This window comes from Mycobacterium sp. NPDC048908 (assembly GCF_043197955.1).
In the GTDB taxonomy this organism is placed as follows: domain Bacteria; phylum Actinomycetota; class Actinomycetes; order Mycobacteriales; family Mycobacteriaceae; genus Mycobacterium.
On sequence record NZ_JBICUE010000003.1, the window covers coordinates 94,748 to 112,407 of the forward strand.

Here is a 17,660-nt window from a genome sequence, read left to right on the forward strand (position 1 = left end):
TCGCGGCCGGCCACAGATCCGTCAGCAGTAGCCGAAGTCCGAGCGACGTCACCGCGCCGACCGCGATCCCAAAGAGGAACAACGTGCGGCTCGCCCCTGCGGGCTGAAGGCCGAACACGGAGAATCGGTCAGCGGGTGCGTCGCCCCTGCGTAGCTCAACACGCCCACGATTGCCATAAACAGGACAGTCAATTCGACGATGACGAGCATTCGAGGTCTCTTCGCTAATAGACCTCCAGTACACGCCTGATTCGTAGGCCTGTCAACAATTTTCGCGCATAGAGGCAATGTGCGACGAGGTTGTTCTGCAAGCCGAACGGAGCTTCCCCGCGATGGCGAAACAGCGGACCATGTCCGGTGCGCAGCGCCGGATCTGGCCGGCCGGCCGCTGCCGCCTAGGGCATCCAGCCAACCGTTGGGAACCGGATCCAACGGCTGCGTGGGACTGGAAGCGCCCATGTTCCAGCGATTTCGAGCGGATAACGTTGGTGGTGCCGCCGCTTGCTCTACGGGAGGGGCTCGGAGCTGGACACCCCGAGTAGACTAAAGGTATATCGGCGATATTTCGTCATATGACCGTTCAAGGTTGTGTCGTCGTCGATTTGTGGGATCTGGCCGGTTCGCGGTCAAGACAGGAGCGTCACTATGACGCTGATACAAGATCGCGCCGCCGTCGGGCGGCACAACACACGGCCAGAACACACGCCGCGATTGCGCTTAAAGCCCAAGGCGCCGACGACCGGGCACTTCGACGGCGCATGGTGGCCGCATAGTGACGACCTCGCCGCGGAGCTGCCAGATCTGCTGGCGGTGCTGTCGGTTCGGCTCGGGCGCATTGACCGCGTGATGTACAACCTCAATGAATGGGCCGTTCCATCAAGGAAACTCGCGACTGGCGGGCGACGGGTACGTCTCGACGGATACCGACGGCAGCCGACCAACACCATCGAGGTTCTCGGGCTCAACGGCAACAGGATTGTCTTGCTGGTGGTGCCTCCGAACACTGACCCGGAGATGGCACACGAGGCGATGATGACCGCGGCCGCGCCCAACAACGCTTCGATGGTTGCCGACCTGCTCGCGATCGGCGCGCCGGACCAAGAAGCTCTCAACACCCGTTATCACCCGACATTTCACCGGCGCGTCCGGAGGTTTGCAAAATAGCAGTTACCGTGACACTGCGCGATGGCGGACGCCACGCGAAGGAAGACGAGCAGTGTTTCGTTGCCCATCCGACCGCTCGAGCGGTGGGCGCCTAACTCGGGCCATCCCAGGGAGCCGGTGGGCGCACGGGGCGCGAAGTCGACGGCGGAGCGACCGTTCCTGGTTGGAGGACCGGTGGGGGTGAGGCGGTCTGTCCCGGGTTAAACTGCAGAGCCCCCGCGGCTGTACACCCTGGGCCACCTCGGCCCGATCTACCTGGCAACCGGCGTCTTCGCCGTCGGCGCGCTGTTCGGCCTGCCCGATGTCACCGCCGAGGGCGGCCAGCTCAAATGAATCGGATACACCGCTACAGATAGGACTATGGCTATCAATGAATTCGCCGGAAGCGTGATCGTCGGCAACAGTCGGATACACCCTGATCTGACCTACAGGTAACGCCTGACCGGTATCGATGAGATGCCCAAGGCGGTTACTCTCCAGGAACTGTAGGCACGCGACGTGTTCTGATGTCGATAACCACGGCCCTGCCTGAATCGGCACGCTTTTCTAGTGCGAGCAGGTTGATCACGCTGGCATACATCTGCAGGCATTCTTCGATTTCAGCGCAGTGCGCCAGTAGTTTCGTGTGATCGGCTTTGAGTCTCTCGTAGTCGTTAAGTCGGCGTGCGAACGCCGCGGGCGCGCCGTCGGCGTTGCCGACTTTCGCTTGGAACAGCTCCTTGAGGTCGGTGTGCTGGTGGGTGAGGTGCCAGCGGGCCACACCGGCCTCGAAAGCTAGTTGTGAAATGCTCAGGCGTCCCGTGGAGCGCAGCGGCGCACCGGCGAGCAACCGGTCCATAGCGGCGGTTATCTGGTATCGGATCGGGTCATCCTGTGCGGCAGAAGTTTTTCACTGATGCTTCTCCAGGATGATGTTGAGGCGGTTTAGTTCCTGTTGCTCGCGGTGGCGCCTGATCGGCGGCGCCAGTGTGTCGCTGACGATCTCCTTGAGCTCATCGCGGCGGGCGCTGATCGTGACGAGATCGCGGTCGGTGTGCGCGATGTTGCGGCAACGTGGCCGGCAGTCGTCGATATCGGGAGTGACCATCGGATCACCGGCGCTGCCCTGGATTTGGCATAGCGCGTGGGCGGGTTCAAACACGCATGTCATACCCTCTCCGTGAAAGATCTGCAGAAGCGGGTTGCCCAGCAAGTCGCGAGCTTGCTTGCCGGCGGTCGGCACATGGCCGGCGAAATGTCCCGTGGCTGCACCTATCCGACTGCGGTACGTGTCCGCTGCTGGGCCCGACACATGCTCACCGGCGGCCAAGGCGCGCTCGTCAGCGGCCAGCTCATCCAGCCGCGCCAGGAAGTCTTCGCAGGCGTATTCGTCGGGGAACCCCGATTGTAGTCGCCGGCGTAGCCCTGAATCAGCCGAGTATGCACGTGACCGTATTGGATCGCGCCGGCGACCAAACCGCGCGGGCGGCGCCGAATGAACCACGCCAGGGTGCGCCGGAACCGCGAAATGTTCAGCCGGCCACGAGGATCTGGTGGGATCATTGGCAGTCCACGCAGCGCGCAGTAGTCGTTGACCCAGCCGACGAACACGCCCAGATCATCACCGGTGTCGGTTCGGGCCTGTCCACTCCGTGTGACACGTCCGGGCCGATGTCGATATGGTTCAATCTTGGCCGGAAACAACAAGTCTTGATTGTGCAGCCGCTCCAGCACTTTCACGGCGTCGGCCACGGGTTTCACGACAATCTACGGGTCACGGCGCTGCGCACCGGCCGGGATTTTGTTTCCGTTCCCATCGACCGCATTCTTGAAGTACACCCCTGACATGAGCCACATGTCCGTGGCGATGTCGTGCTCAATGCATCCCCGGCGTAGGTTCAGCACCTCACGGGGCCGGGCCCCTGACAAATAGGCGATGACTACCACGCACGCAGTGCTCAGGTGGCGGGCGAGGAATCTGGCTTGCTGATAGGGAATCGGCCCATCGTGCCATGGGCGGCCGTCGAGGTGGGCGGTGATCGGGGTGTCGAGGTAGGCGCCATCGGCGACCGGCAGCCCTGACGCCAGCAGCAACCGCCCCACGGCGAGATCGATGTCTTCGGCGTAAACGCACGGTCCAGGATCTTGCCAACGTGGCGCCAGTCCGCCTGGATGTGCCCGTCGGCGCCGCGCTTGCCAGGCAGTGAACCACCGCTGTGGCGCAGATGTGTGAGTTAGGAACGGATCTCCTGCTCGATGGTTCCGTGCGGGGGGCGATGCGGGACGGGCCCCCGCCGGCGCCGCCCTTCCGGTGTTCGGCTTTTCAACCTGAGGTATTCGGTGTGGGCGGCCAAAATGTCATCTGCGAAGTGCTCCACGAACCGCAGCGACCATGACAGCAGCGCCTGCATTGTCGCCTCCGCGATCCGTGGTGTGCGGTTTTCGCGTTGCGCCCGGATGCGGCCGAACAACTCTCCGGCCGGGTCCCCACCCGCGGCGGCAACACCGGCAGCAGGATCGGCTCGGGTAGGATGCTGCGATAACACCACAGCCGTCGCACCTCGAGGGCTCGGCGAAACTTCGCCTCCAGTGTGATGTCTTGGGCGCCAACGTGACTGAGGTAGTCATCCAGAAGTTCATGGGTAACCTGCGAGAACTGTGTGACTTGGTGGCCGTGGAGCCAGAGCACGAAGTCTTTGATTGCCGGCCACCCCGTGAGGATGGTCCTGATTGCGGCCCGCTCGGTGGTCACCCGATACGGTGGCGTCGGAGCGTCGTGGTTAATCAGTTGCCATACATAGTGTTTGGCTGCCAGCCGCAGCGCCGCGGGATCGCGGTGAAGTTCACACTGACCGCAGTTTCGTGTTGTTCGAAGACTGCCTCACTGAGTCGCCAGCGATCCTCACCGAAACAGCACAGCGTGGCCGCGTCGGTTCCCGGCACCAGCTCACGGCGCACCAACACCGGCGTGCCCGACTCTGGCCATTCCACTCCCGCCGGTGGACCTTCTGGCCAATAGTCGGCCGGCGCAACAGCGCTCACCGCAGATCCAGTTCACGATTGACAAACCGTGTCACCAACGCGCGGTCGGTATACGTGGCGGTTGCGCGGGCATCGGCCACATCGATCGGATCATGTCGCGCTAGCAGATCGGTCAGTTGAGCGTGTGGCAGGGCGAAGCGCTATGCCCAGGTCACCGGGGACATCTGCGCCTTGCCGTCCGCTAACCGATCATGTAGCAGCGCCTGGATGGGCAGGTGGCGGGGCAACGCCCGCGCGCAGGGGCAGTCCAAACACGTCATAAACGAGGCCCGACACGGTTCACCGGCCGGTGCATGCGGACTGTTGCCGTTGTCGACGCAGGCGTTCATGACGGTATCGAGGTCGCCGTCCAGCATGCGTTGCAGGGTCGCGGCGTCAACCTGATGCTCGGCGGCGATCGCCTCCGCGTCGGTGCCGGCCCGCTCGACCTCGGCCTTGGTCACCACGTCCATAACACCGCGGGCGCGGGCCTTATCGACCTGCTCGCCCAGGGCGGCGGCTACCACCTCGCGGTAGGCGGCGAAATTGCCTCGGTTGCGTCCCAGATAGTCGTTCACAAGCGTGGTTTCGGTGTGCGCGACCGGTTTTTGGTGCAGCTCGAGGTAGGTGAGCCGGATAAGGCCCGGCAGCACATTCAACGGCCGTGGCCCCGATGCGTCGACTAGGTCTGATGGAAGGTTGTGTGGGTGAGCCCAGGCGCGAAAACAGTAGGTTCCCCGCGGAATTCGTAGCCCGCGGGGCCACCCGCGGTGTCCGCCGGTTGGGTGATATCCGATCAGCAGCCGATCGCTGCCGGCGACTTCGCGCGAGCCCGCGGTCAGCTCGAGTATCAGGGCGTAGGCACCGAACGGCGTATGCAGCTCGTCCCTACGTGAGAGTCGCTCGGGGCGTCGGGGAATGCTGATCCAGTCGGGCACCTCGGCCACCGCAAGGTTCATGTAGGCGCTCTTGCCCCGCCGCGGTTTGCAGGTGTCCAGGATCGCTGTCGCCGCCCCGCCGGTGTGTCCGTCGGCGCGGTGATGCGCCGCAGGCGCATCCAGGATGACACTTATGTTTCACCGGTCATCACCGCCAACAGGGTCGCCGCCGCGGTCGCCTCCAGACCGGTCAGATGCAGCCAGCTGACGATCTCCATAACCCCGCCGAATCGGCCGCGTTGCACCCAGGACTCGATGTTGTGGTTCCTGGATTCGACTTGGAGTCATTGCGCGGGACATCACCGTGGCGGTCGGCGAAGTCCAGCAGTTCCAACCGCCGATCCGGATCGGCCACCTCGCCGGCGCGGTAGCGCGCCAGCAATGCGCGGTTGGCGCGAATCTGTGCAGCGGCGGTGCGCAGATCCGCCCGAGCGGCATCGCCGATGCGTTTGAACTCCGCGCGGCTGTAGCTCGTCTTCGGATCAGCGCCGGAAACATAGCGCGGATTGGCTTCGTGAAGCTTGGCTATCAACGACTCGGGCAAATCCGCGGAACACAGCAACAGAGCCTTGAGGGTGCCCAGCTCCATCGGCATATGGGGGACGTGGTTGCGGTACGCCTGGAACCCGTCGATGTGGTCGGGTGTGACATCGCTCAACATCACCGGCGGGCACGACACCGTCGCGAGGTACTGCGTGAACTGCCGCGCCACCCGGAAACTAGACCGCATCGACTCCAGCGCATTCAACCCGGCGCCGGGGGCGGTGGGGCGGGCGAACGCGATCGCCAACCCCCGTTGAACGTCAGGAGCCGCCGCCAGGCCAGACAAATCGAAATCCTGTACTGCGCTTCCCTTTTGGGCAAAGCAGCGAACGATGAGCGTTCCCGCCAGTAGTCCGCGATCCGTCGCGGCCCCGGTGTCGGGTAATGCCGCGGAGCGTCCCCGGCGGCTCACCGCACGACCGCCGGGTCATCGACCACCTTTGGGTGCTCGGCGTAGGCCTGGGTCATGAACTCCGCGAGGGGGAACCCTTCTGCGTGGGCCAGCAGGATTTCGACGTCGAGTTGGCGGAAGGGCTCCAAATACACGTTCTTCGTCGTCTCCACCCGCGCATGCCCCAGCATCGTTTGCACCAGATGCCAGGTATCGCCGAACTGGGCGCGAAAGTCCTCAGCTTCCTGCGAACTCAAGTGGCCAATCCGTGCCGAGTTCACCAGTTTGGCGATCGCAAACCATTTCAACGCAAAGGAATGCCGGCGCATATGCGGCGTGCAGCTGAAGTCAGGTAAACCCAGTGCGGCGGTGCGCCGGTTGCCGGCGTCAAAGGTGTGATGCCAGCCATGCGCCTGACGTGGCATGCCATCCTCGTTCAGCCACAGCGCCAATGGCTCCGCACCCGAAGCGGTGCGCCGGAAAGCCTGCGCCGCATCCCAGGACCCACCACGTTCCACCGTCGGCGCACCCGTCCAGCAGTCTCATCGGGAAGCCACACCGACAGGCCGTCGACATCCTCACCAACGACGTGCCACCCCACCACATCGTCATAACGGCCGACGGCCTGCGCTACGCGCACCGCCCGAGCCCGCGCACCTTCCACGTAGGCCCACACGGAACTCAACGCGAGCCGGGGCATCCAAAACGGGTGCCCGTAGCCGCCCTTTGCGCAAGCATCGGCAAGATGGCAGGTATAGAAGCTGCGGCCGGACTGAAGCACTCCGAGCTCGGGTAGCACCACACTGGCCCACTCGCTCAACCGCAACCCGGTCCCGTACAGACCGTCGACAAAGGCGCTGTCGCGCTGCACATTTCGGCCTTCTCACGTCTGATCGCGACGACCTGCAAGCGTCCTGCCCCGCACGCCTACATCGCGCCACCGGGTGATCGCTGCCGAGTCCAACCATTTCACACCCGCTTCCCGTTTGGCGCTCGGAAATCCCACCTGATCGAACGCATCTACAACGGCTTCAAACCTCGCCGATCCCCACCGGTAGTACTTCTTGCAGGCGGCCACATCTTTGGAAAACGCCGACGTCCCCACCGTTGACGCGTTGGCTGGATCGGTTAGTCGCCAGAACTGGAACTCCTCAGCATCCTCGATCGAAGCATTCCACCACGGCGTGCCGCGCGTTTCCAAGAAGTTCAACCACAACGCCAACGAATGCCCATAATCGCGCTGCGTAGTCTCGGCCAAGTTCCGCATCCTGGCCGACGCCAGAAAGGAATTCACGCGAGAGTCGGGAAACCCATTGGAGTCCAACACGAACCGTTGTCCATCCTGCACACCCAGCCGTTGTGCCCGCGCCGCCACGTCAGATTCGTGCTGTACCACGGCGTCGAGAAGCGCATCCCATGACCGCTGTGAGTCGAACCGATGCACACACCAACCACCAGCAGTCATGGACCGCTCCCATTGTGGTTCGGATCATTGAACCACAACAGTTGGCCTGGCTATAGAACTGCCCAGCATGCCCACTCGAGTCCGCCGGCGTACGCGACGCCGTTAACGGCCGCGATGGTGGGCTTGTAGATGTCGGTCCACCGCGACGGGCCGAGCACGCCCTCGTCGGGGCTGGCGTCGACATCCAACTCGCCGCCGAACGCCGCCTTCAGGTCGCCGCCCGCCGAGAACGCTCGCTGCCCCGCGCCAGTGAGCACGCCGACCAAGGCGGCGTCGTCGTCGCGGAACCGGGACCAGGCGTCGACCAGCTCGGAATGTGTCTGCGGCCCAATGGCGTCATGCGCTCCGGCCGGTTGATCGTGATGACCATGACGGGCCCGCGCTGCTGGTAGCTCAGATGGTGGTAGTCGGTCACCGCGCGTACGCCAACCGCTCGTCGAGGTTGGCGTGGAAGCGACCGATCGCGCTCTCGTGCCTGCCGAACTCGACGAACGCGTTCGCGCCTGCATGCAGGCCGCGCTGTACACCCTCAGACATCTCGTTGTCCTCGATGCCGCCTTCGTTGAGCAGGTTGCGTGAGCCTGCGGCGACCGCGGGGTTGGCGGACAGATGCTCGGCCACCTCGCGGGCGACCATCGCATAAATGGTGACGGTGGTGTGATCGAGATCGATCGGGTCGATGGTGATCACCAGCACCTGATTGGGGAACGTCGCCACGATCACGTTCGGAAACAGGTGGTACACGTAGGTCACCCGGTGGTTGACCACCCACGATGATTCGGGGCGATCGCGCAGCCGCTCGATGTTGCGGAACGGGAACGTGATTCGGCTGTTCGGCCCGAATGCCTCGACGACGTTGAGGTCGTCGTACTGCAGCGGATAGAAGGTGTTCTTGTGCGTGGTGCGGATGTGGTACCCCTCGAGAAACTGTTCCACCAGCACCTTCCAGTTCATCGCACGGACGGTCGGCCGCACGGCGAAGAGGCGCTGCGCCGGTAGCAGTTTGTCGCGCCATGGGCTCCCGTCGGAGAGCGCCGACATTGCGGCATCGGCTCCAGGGGCTGGATTCTGCAACGGCCCGATGACGATCAGACCGTCCACTTCCCGGCTGTCCACCTCCACCAACCCGCGGCTGGGCATGTCGAGACCGGGGAACGCTTCGGCGTGTGGCACATGGGAGAGCGTGCCGTCGAGGCGGTATGTCCAGCCGTGGTAGCGGCAGGTCAACGCGTGACTGCACCCGGGCGCCTCCACCAGGGCCATGCCGCGATGCCTGCACGAATTGCGGAAGACCCGGGCCCGGCCGTCGCGGCCACGGACGGCGAACAACGGCACTCCGAACGTGGTCCGTCCGACGTGATCACCGGGATCAAGGATCGCGGCCGAGGGCAGATAGACACTGGGGTGGGAGCGCAACACGTCCAGCTCAGCAGTGAATCTGCCTGCGCTCAAGTAGTTTTCGACGGGCTCGCGCCACGCCTCACCTTCGTCTGTGGTGCCCGCGTCGATGTGCGCGAAGATGCGGCGCACGATCTCCACATCGTCGGCGACCGACGCCGTTGTCGGAGTGCTCATACCGTCGAAGTATCACACTTCGTTGATCGCGCGTCAACGATTACGTGAGATACTGTCCAGGTACCTGTGAACTGGGCTGGATCCGGTCGGTTCGTGGAAAGCTGGGGCAATGGCAACCGATACACCGATGCAACTGGGAATGGTGGGACTCGGGCGGATGGGCGCCAACTTGGTTCGGCGCCTGATGCGCGACGGACATGGCTGCGTGGTCTACGACATGAATTCCGACGCCGTCGCGGGCCTCGCAAGTGAGGGCGCCACCGGTGCGGACTCGTTGAGCGACTTCGTGCAGATGCTGGAAAAACCGCGGGCGGTCTGGTTGATGCTGCCTGCGGCGGTGGTCGACCAGACGCTCGATCAACTGGTGGACCTGTTGGCACCCGGGGACACCGTCATCGACGGCGGCAATTCCTACTACCGTGACGACATCGTTCGCGCCGAGCGCTTGGTGGCCAAGAACATTCATTACGTCGACTGCGGAACCAGCGGCGGAGTATGGGGACTCGAGCGCGGTTACAGCCTGATGATCGGTGGCGAGACTGAAGTCGTCCAACGGCTCGATCCGATCTTCAAGACGATTGCGCCGGGGGAGGGCTGCGCCGAACCCACCCCAAGCAGGACTCGTACCGACGGCACCGCGCAGAACGGTTACCTGCACTGCGGGCCAAGCGGCGCAGGGCATTTCGTGAAGATGGTGCACAACGGGGTGGAATACGGAATGATGGCGGCGATCGCCGAGGGGCTGAGCATCATCAAGCACGCCAACGCGGGCACCGTGAACCGCACCGTCGACGCGGAGACCACCCCACTGCGCGATGCGTGGGCCTACGACTACACGATCGACGTCGCGGAAGTGGCCGAAGTCTGGCGGCGCGGATCCGTGGTGTCCTCTTGGTTGGTGGACCTGATCGCCGACGCGATGGCGCGCTCACCGGAACTCGACGACTTCACCGGTCGCGTTTCGGATTCCGGCGAAGGCCGGTGGACCGTGCTCGCGGCGGTCGATGAGGGCGTACCGGCGCCGGTGATCACCACCTCGCTGTTCGAGCGGTTCCAATCGCGACAACTGGGCGAGTTCACCGACAAGGTGCTCTCGGCGATGCGCAGCGAGTTCGGTGGCCACGCAGAGAAGACGTCATGACCGCGGCCGCCGCAGCACCCGCCGATGTCCTCGTGATCTTCGGCATCACAGGCGATCTCGCCAGAAAGATGACGTTCAGGTCTCTGTATCGGCTCGAGCGCCGCAAGCTGCTGGACTGCCCGATCCTCGGCGTCGCACGGGACGAATGGTCGGAGGCCGCGTTGCACGACCACGCGCGCAGCGCCATCGAGACCGCAGGCGAAACCATCGATGAGGATGTCTTCGCCCGCTTCGCCGGGCGGTTGTCGATGGTCTCCGGCGACTTCGGCGACGCGAAAACTTATGAGCGCGTGGCACGCGCAATCGACGGCAGGCACACGCCGGTTTTCTATCTCGAGATACCGCCGTCGCTGTTCGGCCGCGTGGTCGAGGGGTTGGCGCACGCCAACCTCACGTCGCACGCTCGGGTCGTGGTCGAAAAGCCGTTCGGCCACGATTTGGCGTCGGCGCGGGCGCTCAACGCGCAGTTGCGCGGTGTGCTCGACGAGTGGCAGATCTATCGCATCGACCACTTCCTCGGCAAGGAACCGGCGATGGACATCATGTTCCTGCGGTTCGCCAACTCGGTGTTCGAGCCGCTGTGGAACCGCGACCGGATCCAGTGTGTGCAGATCACCATGGCGGAGAACTTCGGTGTGGAGGACCGCGGCAACTTCTACGACCCCGTCGGTGCGCTGCGTGATGTGGTGCAGAACCATTTGCTGCAGTTGATCGGGTTGTTCGCCGCCGAGCCGCCCAGTGTCGCCGACGCCGACGGGTTGCGTGACAAGCGGGTCGAGGTGTTTCGGGCCATCCCGTCGATCGACCCCGCCCATTACGTGCGAGGCCAATACGACGGATACCGGTCGGTCAAGGGCGTACAACCGGACTCGCAGACCGAGACATTCGCCGCGCTGCGCCTGGAGATCGACAACTGGCGCTGGTCGGGCGTGCCGTTCTTCCTGCGGGCCGGTAAGGCGCTTCCGGTGCGCGCCACCGAGATTCGAGTCATCTTCAAGCGCCCGCCCAAGCTGGCGGTGATGGCGGAAAGACCGGAGCCCAACGAATTGGTGCTGCGGATCGATCCCAACCCGGGCACCGACATGGTCATCCAGGCCAAGGAACCCGGTGCGAACCGCACCCGGTGCGTCGACCTCTCGTTGACGTTCGCCAAGGAACTCGGCGAGGCGCCCGAACCCTACGAGCGGCTGCTCAGTGACGCGATGCGCGGTGATTCGACTCAGTTCGCCAGGGAGGACGGCGTCGAGGAGACCTGGCGCATCGTGCAGCCGCTGCTCGAAGCGCCGCCGCCGGTGCAGCCCTATGAGGTCGGCTCGTGGGGTCCCGCCGACGCGGCGAAACTGGTTGTCGGACATCCCAAATGGCGTGAACCCTGGTTGGAGTCGTAGATGCCGACAGCGTCGCGCAGTGACGTCGCCGACCTGATCGGCGACCGCACGCTGAGCGCACGCTCCGTCCTTGCGACGGCCTTGCTCGGCGCTCCAGAACCCCACCTCACCGTCGGGGAATTGGTCGCGATGGCCTCGCTGTTCGGCATCAGCGACGGGGCAGCCCGTACCTGCTTGTGGCGGATGATCACCAACGGTGAACTCACCAGCGACGACGGCACATACGCGCTCGCAGGGGATCTGCTCGAACGCCGTCAACGTGTCGACGATGCCTCCCGAACCGCTGCCACCCGGCCCTGGGATGGGACGTGGGAGTTGGCGGTCGTTTCGCTGGACCGCCGGTCGGCGGCCGATCGGCTCGCGTTGCGCAAGGCCGCCGCGGCGCTGCACCTCGCCGAACTGCGCGAAGGCGTGTGGATTCGGCCCGACAACCTCGACCCCGATCGGCTGCCCACGCTGCGCGCCGTGCTGGATCGGCAGTGCGTTCACTTTCACGGTGCGGCCACCAACATCCCCGCGGATACCATCAGATCCCTGTTCAGCCTTGATGATTGGGCGACCAACGCCCGCAGGTTGACCCGCGCACTGCGTGACGAAATCGACGCCGAAGCAGTCGGGGCGGACGACTTCGCCTATTGGTTCGGGTTGTCGGTCACCGTCGTGCGCCATCTTCAGCTAGACCCGCTGCTGCCCGACGAGCTGATACCCGACGAGTGGCCTGGTCGGGATCTGCGTCGGGCGTACCGTCGTTTCAACGACGTGTTCCAGCAGCGGCTCAGCACCGCCTTCCGCTGACTTTTCCCGGCGAGCAGACACAGAAACGTGCAAATTGCGGCCGAAAGAGACGTTTCTGCGTCTGCTCGCGGGAGTTAGGCGGCGGCCGGCAGCAGTCGCTGGAGCAGATCGGTCAGCGTGATCAACCCGATGGTTTCGCCGTCGTCGACGACGAGCGCGAGGTGGTTGCGCCGCTGCCGCATCACCTGCACGGCCCGGTACACCTTGGTGTCGACCGGCAGGCTGAGCACCGGCCGCATCAGATCACCGGCGGTGGCGCGAGGCTGCGCGCGCAGGCTGTCGCGAACGTGCACCACTCCGGCGACGGTGTCGTCGCCGTCGAGCACCAGGATCCGCTGGTGTCCCGTCGCCCGTGATTGTGCCTGAATGCCCGCCGCGTCCTCGTCTGCGGGTACGGCGGTGAACGTTGCCATGCGCGAGACGATCTCGCCGACCGTCAGACGCTCAAGTTCGAGTGCGGTGGCCAGGGCCCGGTAGTGCTCCTGGTCCAGGGTGCCCACCTTCGCCGAGTGTTCGACGAGGTGGCGCAACGCCTCCGGATCTTGACCGCTGTCGACGTCGTCGACCGGGGTGACGCCGACGCGGCGCAGGCACCAGTTGGCGGCCTGGTTGAGCGCGATCAGCAGCGGACGAGTGACCGCCATGAATGCGCCCATCGGAATCGCGAGCACCGTCGCCGCCCGCTCGGGATGCGCGATGGCCCACGACTTCGGCGCCATCTCGCCGACCACCAGGTGCAGGAAGGTCACGATGGCCAGCGCGAGAACGAATCCTGCCGCGTCGGCGACCCACAGCGGCGCACCCAGGCCGTGGAACAGCGGTGTGAGCCAATAGTGCACTGCCGGTTTGGTTGTCGCGCCCAGCGCCAGCGTGCACGCGGTGATGCCGAGCTGCGAACCGGCCAGCAGAACGGAGAGCTCCTTCGTGCTGCGAACCGCATATCGTGCCGGGACGCTGTGCTCGGCCGCATCCTCGAGACGATGACGCCGGGCCGCCAGCAATGCGAACTCGACCGCCACGAAGAACGCGCTGACCGCGATCAGGAAGGCAGTCAGGGCAACGACGGTCCAGGGGTTACTCATCGGAATCCACAACGTTCACGACGACCGATGTGGGCACCCGGCGGTCCACCGCTTCCACCCTGACCGCCAACAGTTTTCGCTGCGGCAGCGTGATCGCGACGCGGTCGCCGACGGCGGGCAGCCTGCCGAGATGCTCGATGAGCAGCCCGGCCAACGTCTCGTAGTCGCCGTTCGGCAGGCGGTGGTCGAGCACACGCTGCGCCTCGTCGACGTGCATATCGCCCCGCAGCAGCCAGCCGTCGCGGCGGCGCACCGCCTCGCTGTGGTCGCCGTCGTGCTCGTCGGCGATCTCACCGACCAGTTCCTCGGCGATGTCCTCGATGGTTACGATGCCTGCGAATCCGCCGTATTCGTCGATCACCAACGCCAATTCGTCGTCGGCGGCCCGCAGTTGCGCGAGCACCTCGGGAAGCGGCAGCGACGCGGGCACCCGGACGGCGGTCCGGCATCGTGCCCTCGCGCTGGCTTGCGGGTCCGCATCGAGGACGCTTTGCAGATTCAGGACACCCAGCAGATCGTCGGTGGAGTCACCGACGACGGGGTAACGCGTGTGCCCGCTGGCCATCCGGGTCAGCATGGCGCCGACGGGCTCGTCGGCCTGCACGGTGTCGACCCGGGTGCGGGGGATCATCGCGTGCTCGGCGGTGCTGGTCGGGAAGTCCAGGATTCGGTCGAGCAGCACCGACAGGTCGGCGGGCAGCTGGCCGGCGGAACGGGAGCTCGCCACGATGTGCCCGAGATCGCGTGCGGTGGCGGCCTGCTCGACGTCGTGCACGGGCTCCATCCGCAGCGCACGCAACAGCAGATTCGACGAGTGGTCGAACAGCGAGATCAGCCAGCCGAACAACCGCAGATACCAGTGCGTCGAGGCGGCCAGCGCGCGGGCGACCGTTTCCGGCATCGCGATGGCCAGGTTCTTGGGGACGAGTTCGCCCAGCAGCATCTGGATCAGCGTGCAGAAGATCAGCGACACCGCGGCCCCGACGGCCACTCCGGCGGAGCTCGAGACCCCGCCGCCGATCAACTCGGCAAACCCGGCACCGATGAGTGGTTCTGCGAGATAGCCGGCCAACAAGCCGGTCACGGTGATGCCCAGTTGCGCGCCCGACAGCATGAACGACGTGCGCCTTGTCACACCGAGCGCTCGCTGCGACGCCGCGTCACCGGCGACCGCTCGTGCGGTGAGCCTGGACCGATTGACCGCCGTGTACGCGAACTCCTGCGCCACAAAGTAGGCGGTGAAAGCCGTGATCAGAACGACGACTGCAACCCCGAGGCCGATGTCGACCAACGCGCTCAGCATGGCGGGCCAGGTCTTCGGGGTGCGCGCGAGGCGCTGTTCATTACTCCCTTTGGTCGTCGAATCAGGTCGTCACTTCGACGATACCTAACGCTGCAGGACGGGCTTGAGAGCATCGATCACCGACGGGTCCTCGATGGTCGACGGGAGCGGTTCGTCCTTGCCGTGGGCAATCCCCCGCATGGTCTTGCGCAGAATCTTGCCCGACCGCGTCTTCGGCAGCGCGGTGACCACGTCGACGATCTTGAAACACGCCACCGCCCCGATCTCGTCGCGCACCAACTGAATCAGTTCCTCTACCAGGCCCTTCTCGGACGCCCCTGCCTTGAGGACGACCAATCCCCGCGGCACCTGACCCTTAATCTGATCGTGAACGCCGATCACCGCACACTCGGCCACAGCTGGGTGCTTGGCCAACGCCGCTTCGATCGAACCGGTCGAAAGCCGGTGTCCCGCAACGTTGATGACGTCGTCGATGCGGCCCATCACGTACAGATAGCCGTCTTCGTCGAGGTATCCGCCGTCACCGGTGAGGTAATAGCCGGGATGTTCGCGCAAATACGACGCCTCGTAGCGGTCGTCGTCGCCCCACAGCGTCGGCAAAGTGCCGGGCGGCAACGGCAAGCTGAGGCAGATGGCGCCCTCCTCACCCGGATCGCATGAAGACCCGTCGACCCGCAGGATCTGGACGTCGTATCCGGGCATCGGCACAGTCGGCGAACCGGGTTTGATCGGTAGCGGTTCTACGCCCATCGGGTTGGCTGCGATGGCCCAACCCGTCTCGGTCTGCCACCAGTGATCGACGACCGGGATGCCAAGGATGTCCGAGGCCCAGCCGTAGGTGGCTGGATCGAGGCGCTCGCCGGCCTGGAACAGGTATTTCAGCGTCGACAGGTCGTACTTGGCAAGGTGGTGGCCCTCGGGGTCTTCCTTCTTGATCGCGCGAATCGCCGTGGGCGCGGTGAACAACGCCTTGACGCCGTGCTCGGACACCACGCGCCAGAACGCGCCCGCGTCCGGGGTGCCGACGGGCTTGCCCTCGTAGAGCACCGTCGTCGCACCGAGCAGCAGCGGCGCGTACACGATGTAGGAGTGGCCCACTACCCAGCCGACATCGCTTGCCGCCCAATAAACTTCGCCGGGATGAGTGTCGTAGATGTTGCGCATGCTCCACAGCAACGCCACCGCGTGCCCGCCGTTGTCGCGCACGATGCCTTTCGGCTTGCCGGTGGTGCCCGACGTGTAGAGCACATACAGGGGATCGGTCGCAGCAACAGGTACCGGGTCGACAGGCTGCGCGTCGGCCATCAACTCGCGCCAGTCGTGGTCGCGCCCTGCCAGCGGCTCACACGGACGCTGCTCGCGCTGCAGGATCACGCATGCAGGCGGGGCGTACTCGGCGATCTCCAGCGCGGCGTCGAGCATGGGCTTGTAGTCGACGGTCCCGGTGGGCTCGACCCCGCATGACGCCGACACGACCACGGCGGGTTTGGCGTCGTCGATGCGGGTCGCGAGTTCATGCGCGGCGAAGCCGCCGAACACCACCGAATGCACCGCGCCCAGTCGCGCGCACGCGAGCATCGCGATCACCGCCTCGGGCACCATAGGCATGTAGATGACGACGCGGTCACCCTTACCGACACCCAGTCCGCGCAGCGCACCCGCGAAGCGTGCGGTTTCGTCGAGCAGTTCGCGATAGGTATAGGTGCGTTGAGAGCCGGTCACCGGCGAGTCGTAGATGAGCGCAGGCTGGTCGGCGCGGCCGCTCTCGACGTGGCGATCCAATGCGTTGGCGCAGGTGTTCAACTCCCCGTCGGGGAACCACCGGTAGAACGGCGGGTTCGAGTCGTCGAGCACGCGCTTCGGTTCACGGGTCCACGTCACCGCCTTGGCGGCGTCGGCCCAGAAGGCCGTTGGGTCGGCGATGCTGGCGTTGAACAGGTCGCGATATCCACCCATACCGGCACGGTAGCCCTGGCAGCCCTTACGTAGAGTCCGATTGATGACCTCGGAACCGCCGCCGATAGCGGGCGCGCGCCGGTCGTTTGTCGAAGCACGCGGAGTCCGCTTTCACGTGACGGAATCCGGACCGCCGGACGGCCGCCCCGTCGTGGCACTGCATGGTTGGCCGCAGCATCACTGGGCGTACCACGATCTGCTCGCCGACCCGCCGACGGGGCTGCGCATCATCGCCCCGGACCTGCCTGGCTTCGGCTGGTCCGGACCCGCGCCGCACAAGTGGGCCAAGGAGGACGTCGCCAGTGACGTGCTGGCGCTGCTCGACGCGCTCGGACTCGACCGAGTGCTGCTCGTCGGGCACGACTGGGGCGCCTACGCCGGCTACCTGATGGTGTTGCGCGCCCCCGAGCGTTTCGACGGCTACCTGGCGCTGAACATGGGTTACCCGTGGGTCACCGCGCGGACGTTTCTCCCTCATGCTGCACCGCTGCTGGAGTATCAGCCACTGATGGCGTCGTTCGGTGTGCCGGTGCAGCGCTACACCAACTTCCTGTATCTCGTGTTCAAGGTGGGGTCGGCGCTCGACAGCCGCCACGTCCGCGTATACGTGGACCGCTTCCGCGATCCCGTGGTGGCACGCGCGGGCCGTGACGCCTACCGGACCTTCCTACTGCGCGAACTGCCTAGGGCAGCAAAGTCTTCCGAGAGTCGGCGGGCTACTGTTCCGATCCGCGCGTTGTTCGGGGTCAGGGACCACGTCATCCATGAATCGTGGACCTCACCGGAGAACGCCAACGCCGACGACTTCACGCTGGAGAAGGTCGACGCCACGCACTTCATCATCGACGAGCGCCCTGACCTGGTGCGGGCGCGTCTGGCCGCGCTGGCTGAAGAAACCGAGCGCTGACGTCAGGGTTTG

The 17,660-nt window shown here is 65.1% G+C and carries 20 protein-coding genes; 6 read left to right on the forward strand and 14 right to left on the reverse strand.

Going from position 1 to position 17,660, the window contains the following annotated elements; all coding sequences use genetic code 11:
• Window positions 1-645 precede the first annotated feature (645 nt).
• Window positions 646-1,164 (forward strand): DUF5994 family protein, encoded by a 519-nt coding sequence (locus ACGFK1_RS09310; protein WP_393427978.1) that lies wholly within the window; start codon window positions 646-648, stop codon window positions 1,162-1,164.
• 469 nt (window positions 1,165-1,633) lie between these two features.
• On the opposite strand, the gene ACGFK1_RS09315 is transcribed toward ACGFK1_RS09310, so the two are convergent.
• The gene (locus tag ACGFK1_RS09315) at window positions 1,634-2,002 is read right to left on the reverse strand and encodes a hypothetical protein (RefSeq protein WP_393427979.1); all 369 of its coding nucleotides are present in this window, start codon (window positions 2,000-2,002) and stop codon (window positions 1,634-1,636) included.
• Window positions 2,003-2,053: 51 nt separating this feature from the next.
• Window positions 2,054-2,473: a hypothetical protein gene (locus tag ACGFK1_RS09320; protein ID WP_393427980.1), complete on the reverse strand. Its 420-nt coding sequence runs from the start codon at window positions 2,471-2,473 to the stop codon at window positions 2,054-2,056.
• A 116-nt stretch (window positions 2,474-2,589) separates the two neighbouring features.
• Between ACGFK1_RS09320 and ACGFK1_RS09325 the strand changes: the two genes are divergently transcribed.
• The gene (locus tag ACGFK1_RS09325; protein WP_393427981.1) at window positions 2,590-2,988 is read left to right on the forward strand and encodes a hypothetical protein; all 399 of its coding nucleotides are present in this window, start codon (window positions 2,590-2,592) and stop codon (window positions 2,986-2,988) included.
• A 389-nt stretch (window positions 2,989-3,377) separates the two neighbouring features.
• On the opposite strand, the gene ACGFK1_RS09330 is transcribed toward ACGFK1_RS09325, so the two are convergent.
• The 9 genes from ACGFK1_RS09330 to ACGFK1_RS09370 all read right to left on the reverse strand — a co-directional run bounded on the left by ACGFK1_RS09330 (window position 3,378) and on the right by ACGFK1_RS09370 (window position 9,076).
• A complete protein-coding gene (locus tag ACGFK1_RS09330; RefSeq protein ID WP_393427982.1) occupies window positions 3,378-3,689 on the reverse strand; it encodes a hypothetical protein in 312 nt (103 codons plus the stop codon).
• A 238-nt stretch (window positions 3,690-3,927) separates the two neighbouring features.
• Window positions 3,928-4,185 (reverse strand): hypothetical protein, encoded by a 258-nt coding sequence (locus tag ACGFK1_RS09335; RefSeq protein WP_393427983.1) that lies wholly within the window; start codon window positions 4,183-4,185, stop codon window positions 3,928-3,930.
• A 140-nt stretch (window positions 4,186-4,325) separates the two neighbouring features.
• Window positions 4,326-4,817 (reverse strand): hypothetical protein, encoded by a 492-nt coding sequence (locus ACGFK1_RS09340; protein ID WP_393427984.1) that lies wholly within the window; start codon window positions 4,815-4,817, stop codon window positions 4,326-4,328.
• A 475-nt stretch (window positions 4,818-5,292) separates the two neighbouring features.
• Window positions 5,293-5,931 (reverse strand): hypothetical protein, encoded by a 639-nt coding sequence (locus tag ACGFK1_RS09345; protein WP_393427985.1) that lies wholly within the window; start codon window positions 5,929-5,931, stop codon window positions 5,293-5,295.
• A gap of 122 nt (window positions 5,932-6,053) precedes the next feature.
• A complete protein-coding gene (locus tag ACGFK1_RS09350; RefSeq protein WP_393427986.1) occupies window positions 6,054-6,488 on the reverse strand; it encodes a hypothetical protein in 435 nt (144 codons plus the stop codon).
• On the reverse strand, window positions 6,473-6,907 hold the full coding sequence (locus ACGFK1_RS09355; protein ID WP_393427987.1) for a hypothetical protein: 435 nt from the start codon (window positions 6,905-6,907) through the stop codon (window positions 6,473-6,475). The genes ACGFK1_RS09350 and ACGFK1_RS09355 overlap by 16 nt, the downstream gene beginning before the upstream one ends.
• A 12-nt stretch (window positions 6,908-6,919) precedes the next feature.
• Entirely contained in the window at window positions 6,920-7,501 is a 582-nt protein-coding gene (locus tag ACGFK1_RS09360; RefSeq protein WP_393427988.1) for a site-specific integrase, read from the reverse strand.
• A gap of 50 nt (window positions 7,502-7,551) precedes the next feature.
• Window positions 7,552-8,010 (reverse strand): enoyl-CoA hydratase/isomerase family protein, encoded by a 459-nt coding sequence (locus ACGFK1_RS09365; protein ID WP_393427989.1) that lies wholly within the window; start codon window positions 8,008-8,010, stop codon window positions 7,552-7,554.
• Window positions 7,913-9,076 carry an SRPBCC family protein gene (locus tag ACGFK1_RS09370; RefSeq protein WP_393427990.1) on the reverse strand — a complete coding sequence of 388 codons (1,164 nt, stop codon included), beginning with the start codon at window positions 9,074-9,076 and terminating at the stop codon, window positions 7,913-7,915. Before ACGFK1_RS09370 ends, ACGFK1_RS09365 begins: the two co-directional genes overlap by 98 nt.
• Before the next feature lie 127 nt (window positions 9,077-9,203).
• On the opposite strand from ACGFK1_RS09370, the gene gnd reads away from it, so the two are divergent.
• From gnd to ACGFK1_RS09385, 3 genes are read left to right on the forward strand one after another with little or no spacing between them, the layout of a single operon-like run.
• Entirely contained in the window at window positions 9,204-10,217 is a 1,014-nt protein-coding gene (gene gnd, locus ACGFK1_RS09375; protein ID WP_393428449.1) for a phosphogluconate dehydrogenase (NAD(+)-dependent, decarboxylating), read from the forward strand.
• A complete protein-coding gene (zwf, locus tag ACGFK1_RS09380; protein WP_393427991.1) occupies window positions 10,214-11,605 on the forward strand; it encodes a glucose-6-phosphate dehydrogenase in 1,392 nt (463 codons plus the stop codon). Before gnd ends, zwf begins: the two co-directional genes overlap by 4 nt.
• Window positions 11,606-12,400 (forward strand): PaaX family transcriptional regulator C-terminal domain-containing protein, encoded by a 795-nt coding sequence (locus tag ACGFK1_RS09385; RefSeq protein ID WP_393427992.1) that lies wholly within the window; start codon window positions 11,606-11,608, stop codon window positions 12,398-12,400.
• Window positions 12,401-12,474: 74 nt separating this feature from the next.
• Here the strand turns inward: ACGFK1_RS09385 and ACGFK1_RS09390 are convergent, their stop codons facing one another.
• The 3 genes from ACGFK1_RS09390 to ACGFK1_RS09400 form a co-directional block, all read right to left on the reverse strand.
• Window positions 12,475-13,482 (reverse strand): hemolysin family protein, encoded by a 1,008-nt coding sequence (locus ACGFK1_RS09390; protein ID WP_393427993.1) that lies wholly within the window; start codon window positions 13,480-13,482, stop codon window positions 12,475-12,477.
• A complete protein-coding gene (locus ACGFK1_RS09395; RefSeq protein WP_393427994.1) occupies window positions 13,475-14,785 on the reverse strand; it encodes a hemolysin family protein in 1,311 nt (436 codons plus the stop codon). The genes ACGFK1_RS09390 and ACGFK1_RS09395 overlap by 8 nt, the downstream gene beginning before the upstream one ends.
• 84 nt (window positions 14,786-14,869) lie before the next feature.
• The gene (locus ACGFK1_RS09400) at window positions 14,870-16,741 is read right to left on the reverse strand and encodes a propionyl-CoA synthetase (RefSeq protein ID WP_393427995.1); all 1,872 of its coding nucleotides are present in this window, start codon (window positions 16,739-16,741) and stop codon (window positions 14,870-14,872) included.
• Between the two features lie 43 nt (window positions 16,742-16,784).
• On the opposite strand from ACGFK1_RS09400, the gene ACGFK1_RS09405 reads away from it, so the two are divergent.
• On the forward strand, window positions 16,785-17,648 hold the full coding sequence (locus tag ACGFK1_RS09405) for an alpha/beta fold hydrolase (RefSeq protein ID WP_393427996.1): 864 nt from the start codon (window positions 16,785-16,787) through the stop codon (window positions 17,646-17,648).
• Window positions 17,649-17,660 lie beyond the last annotated feature (12 nt).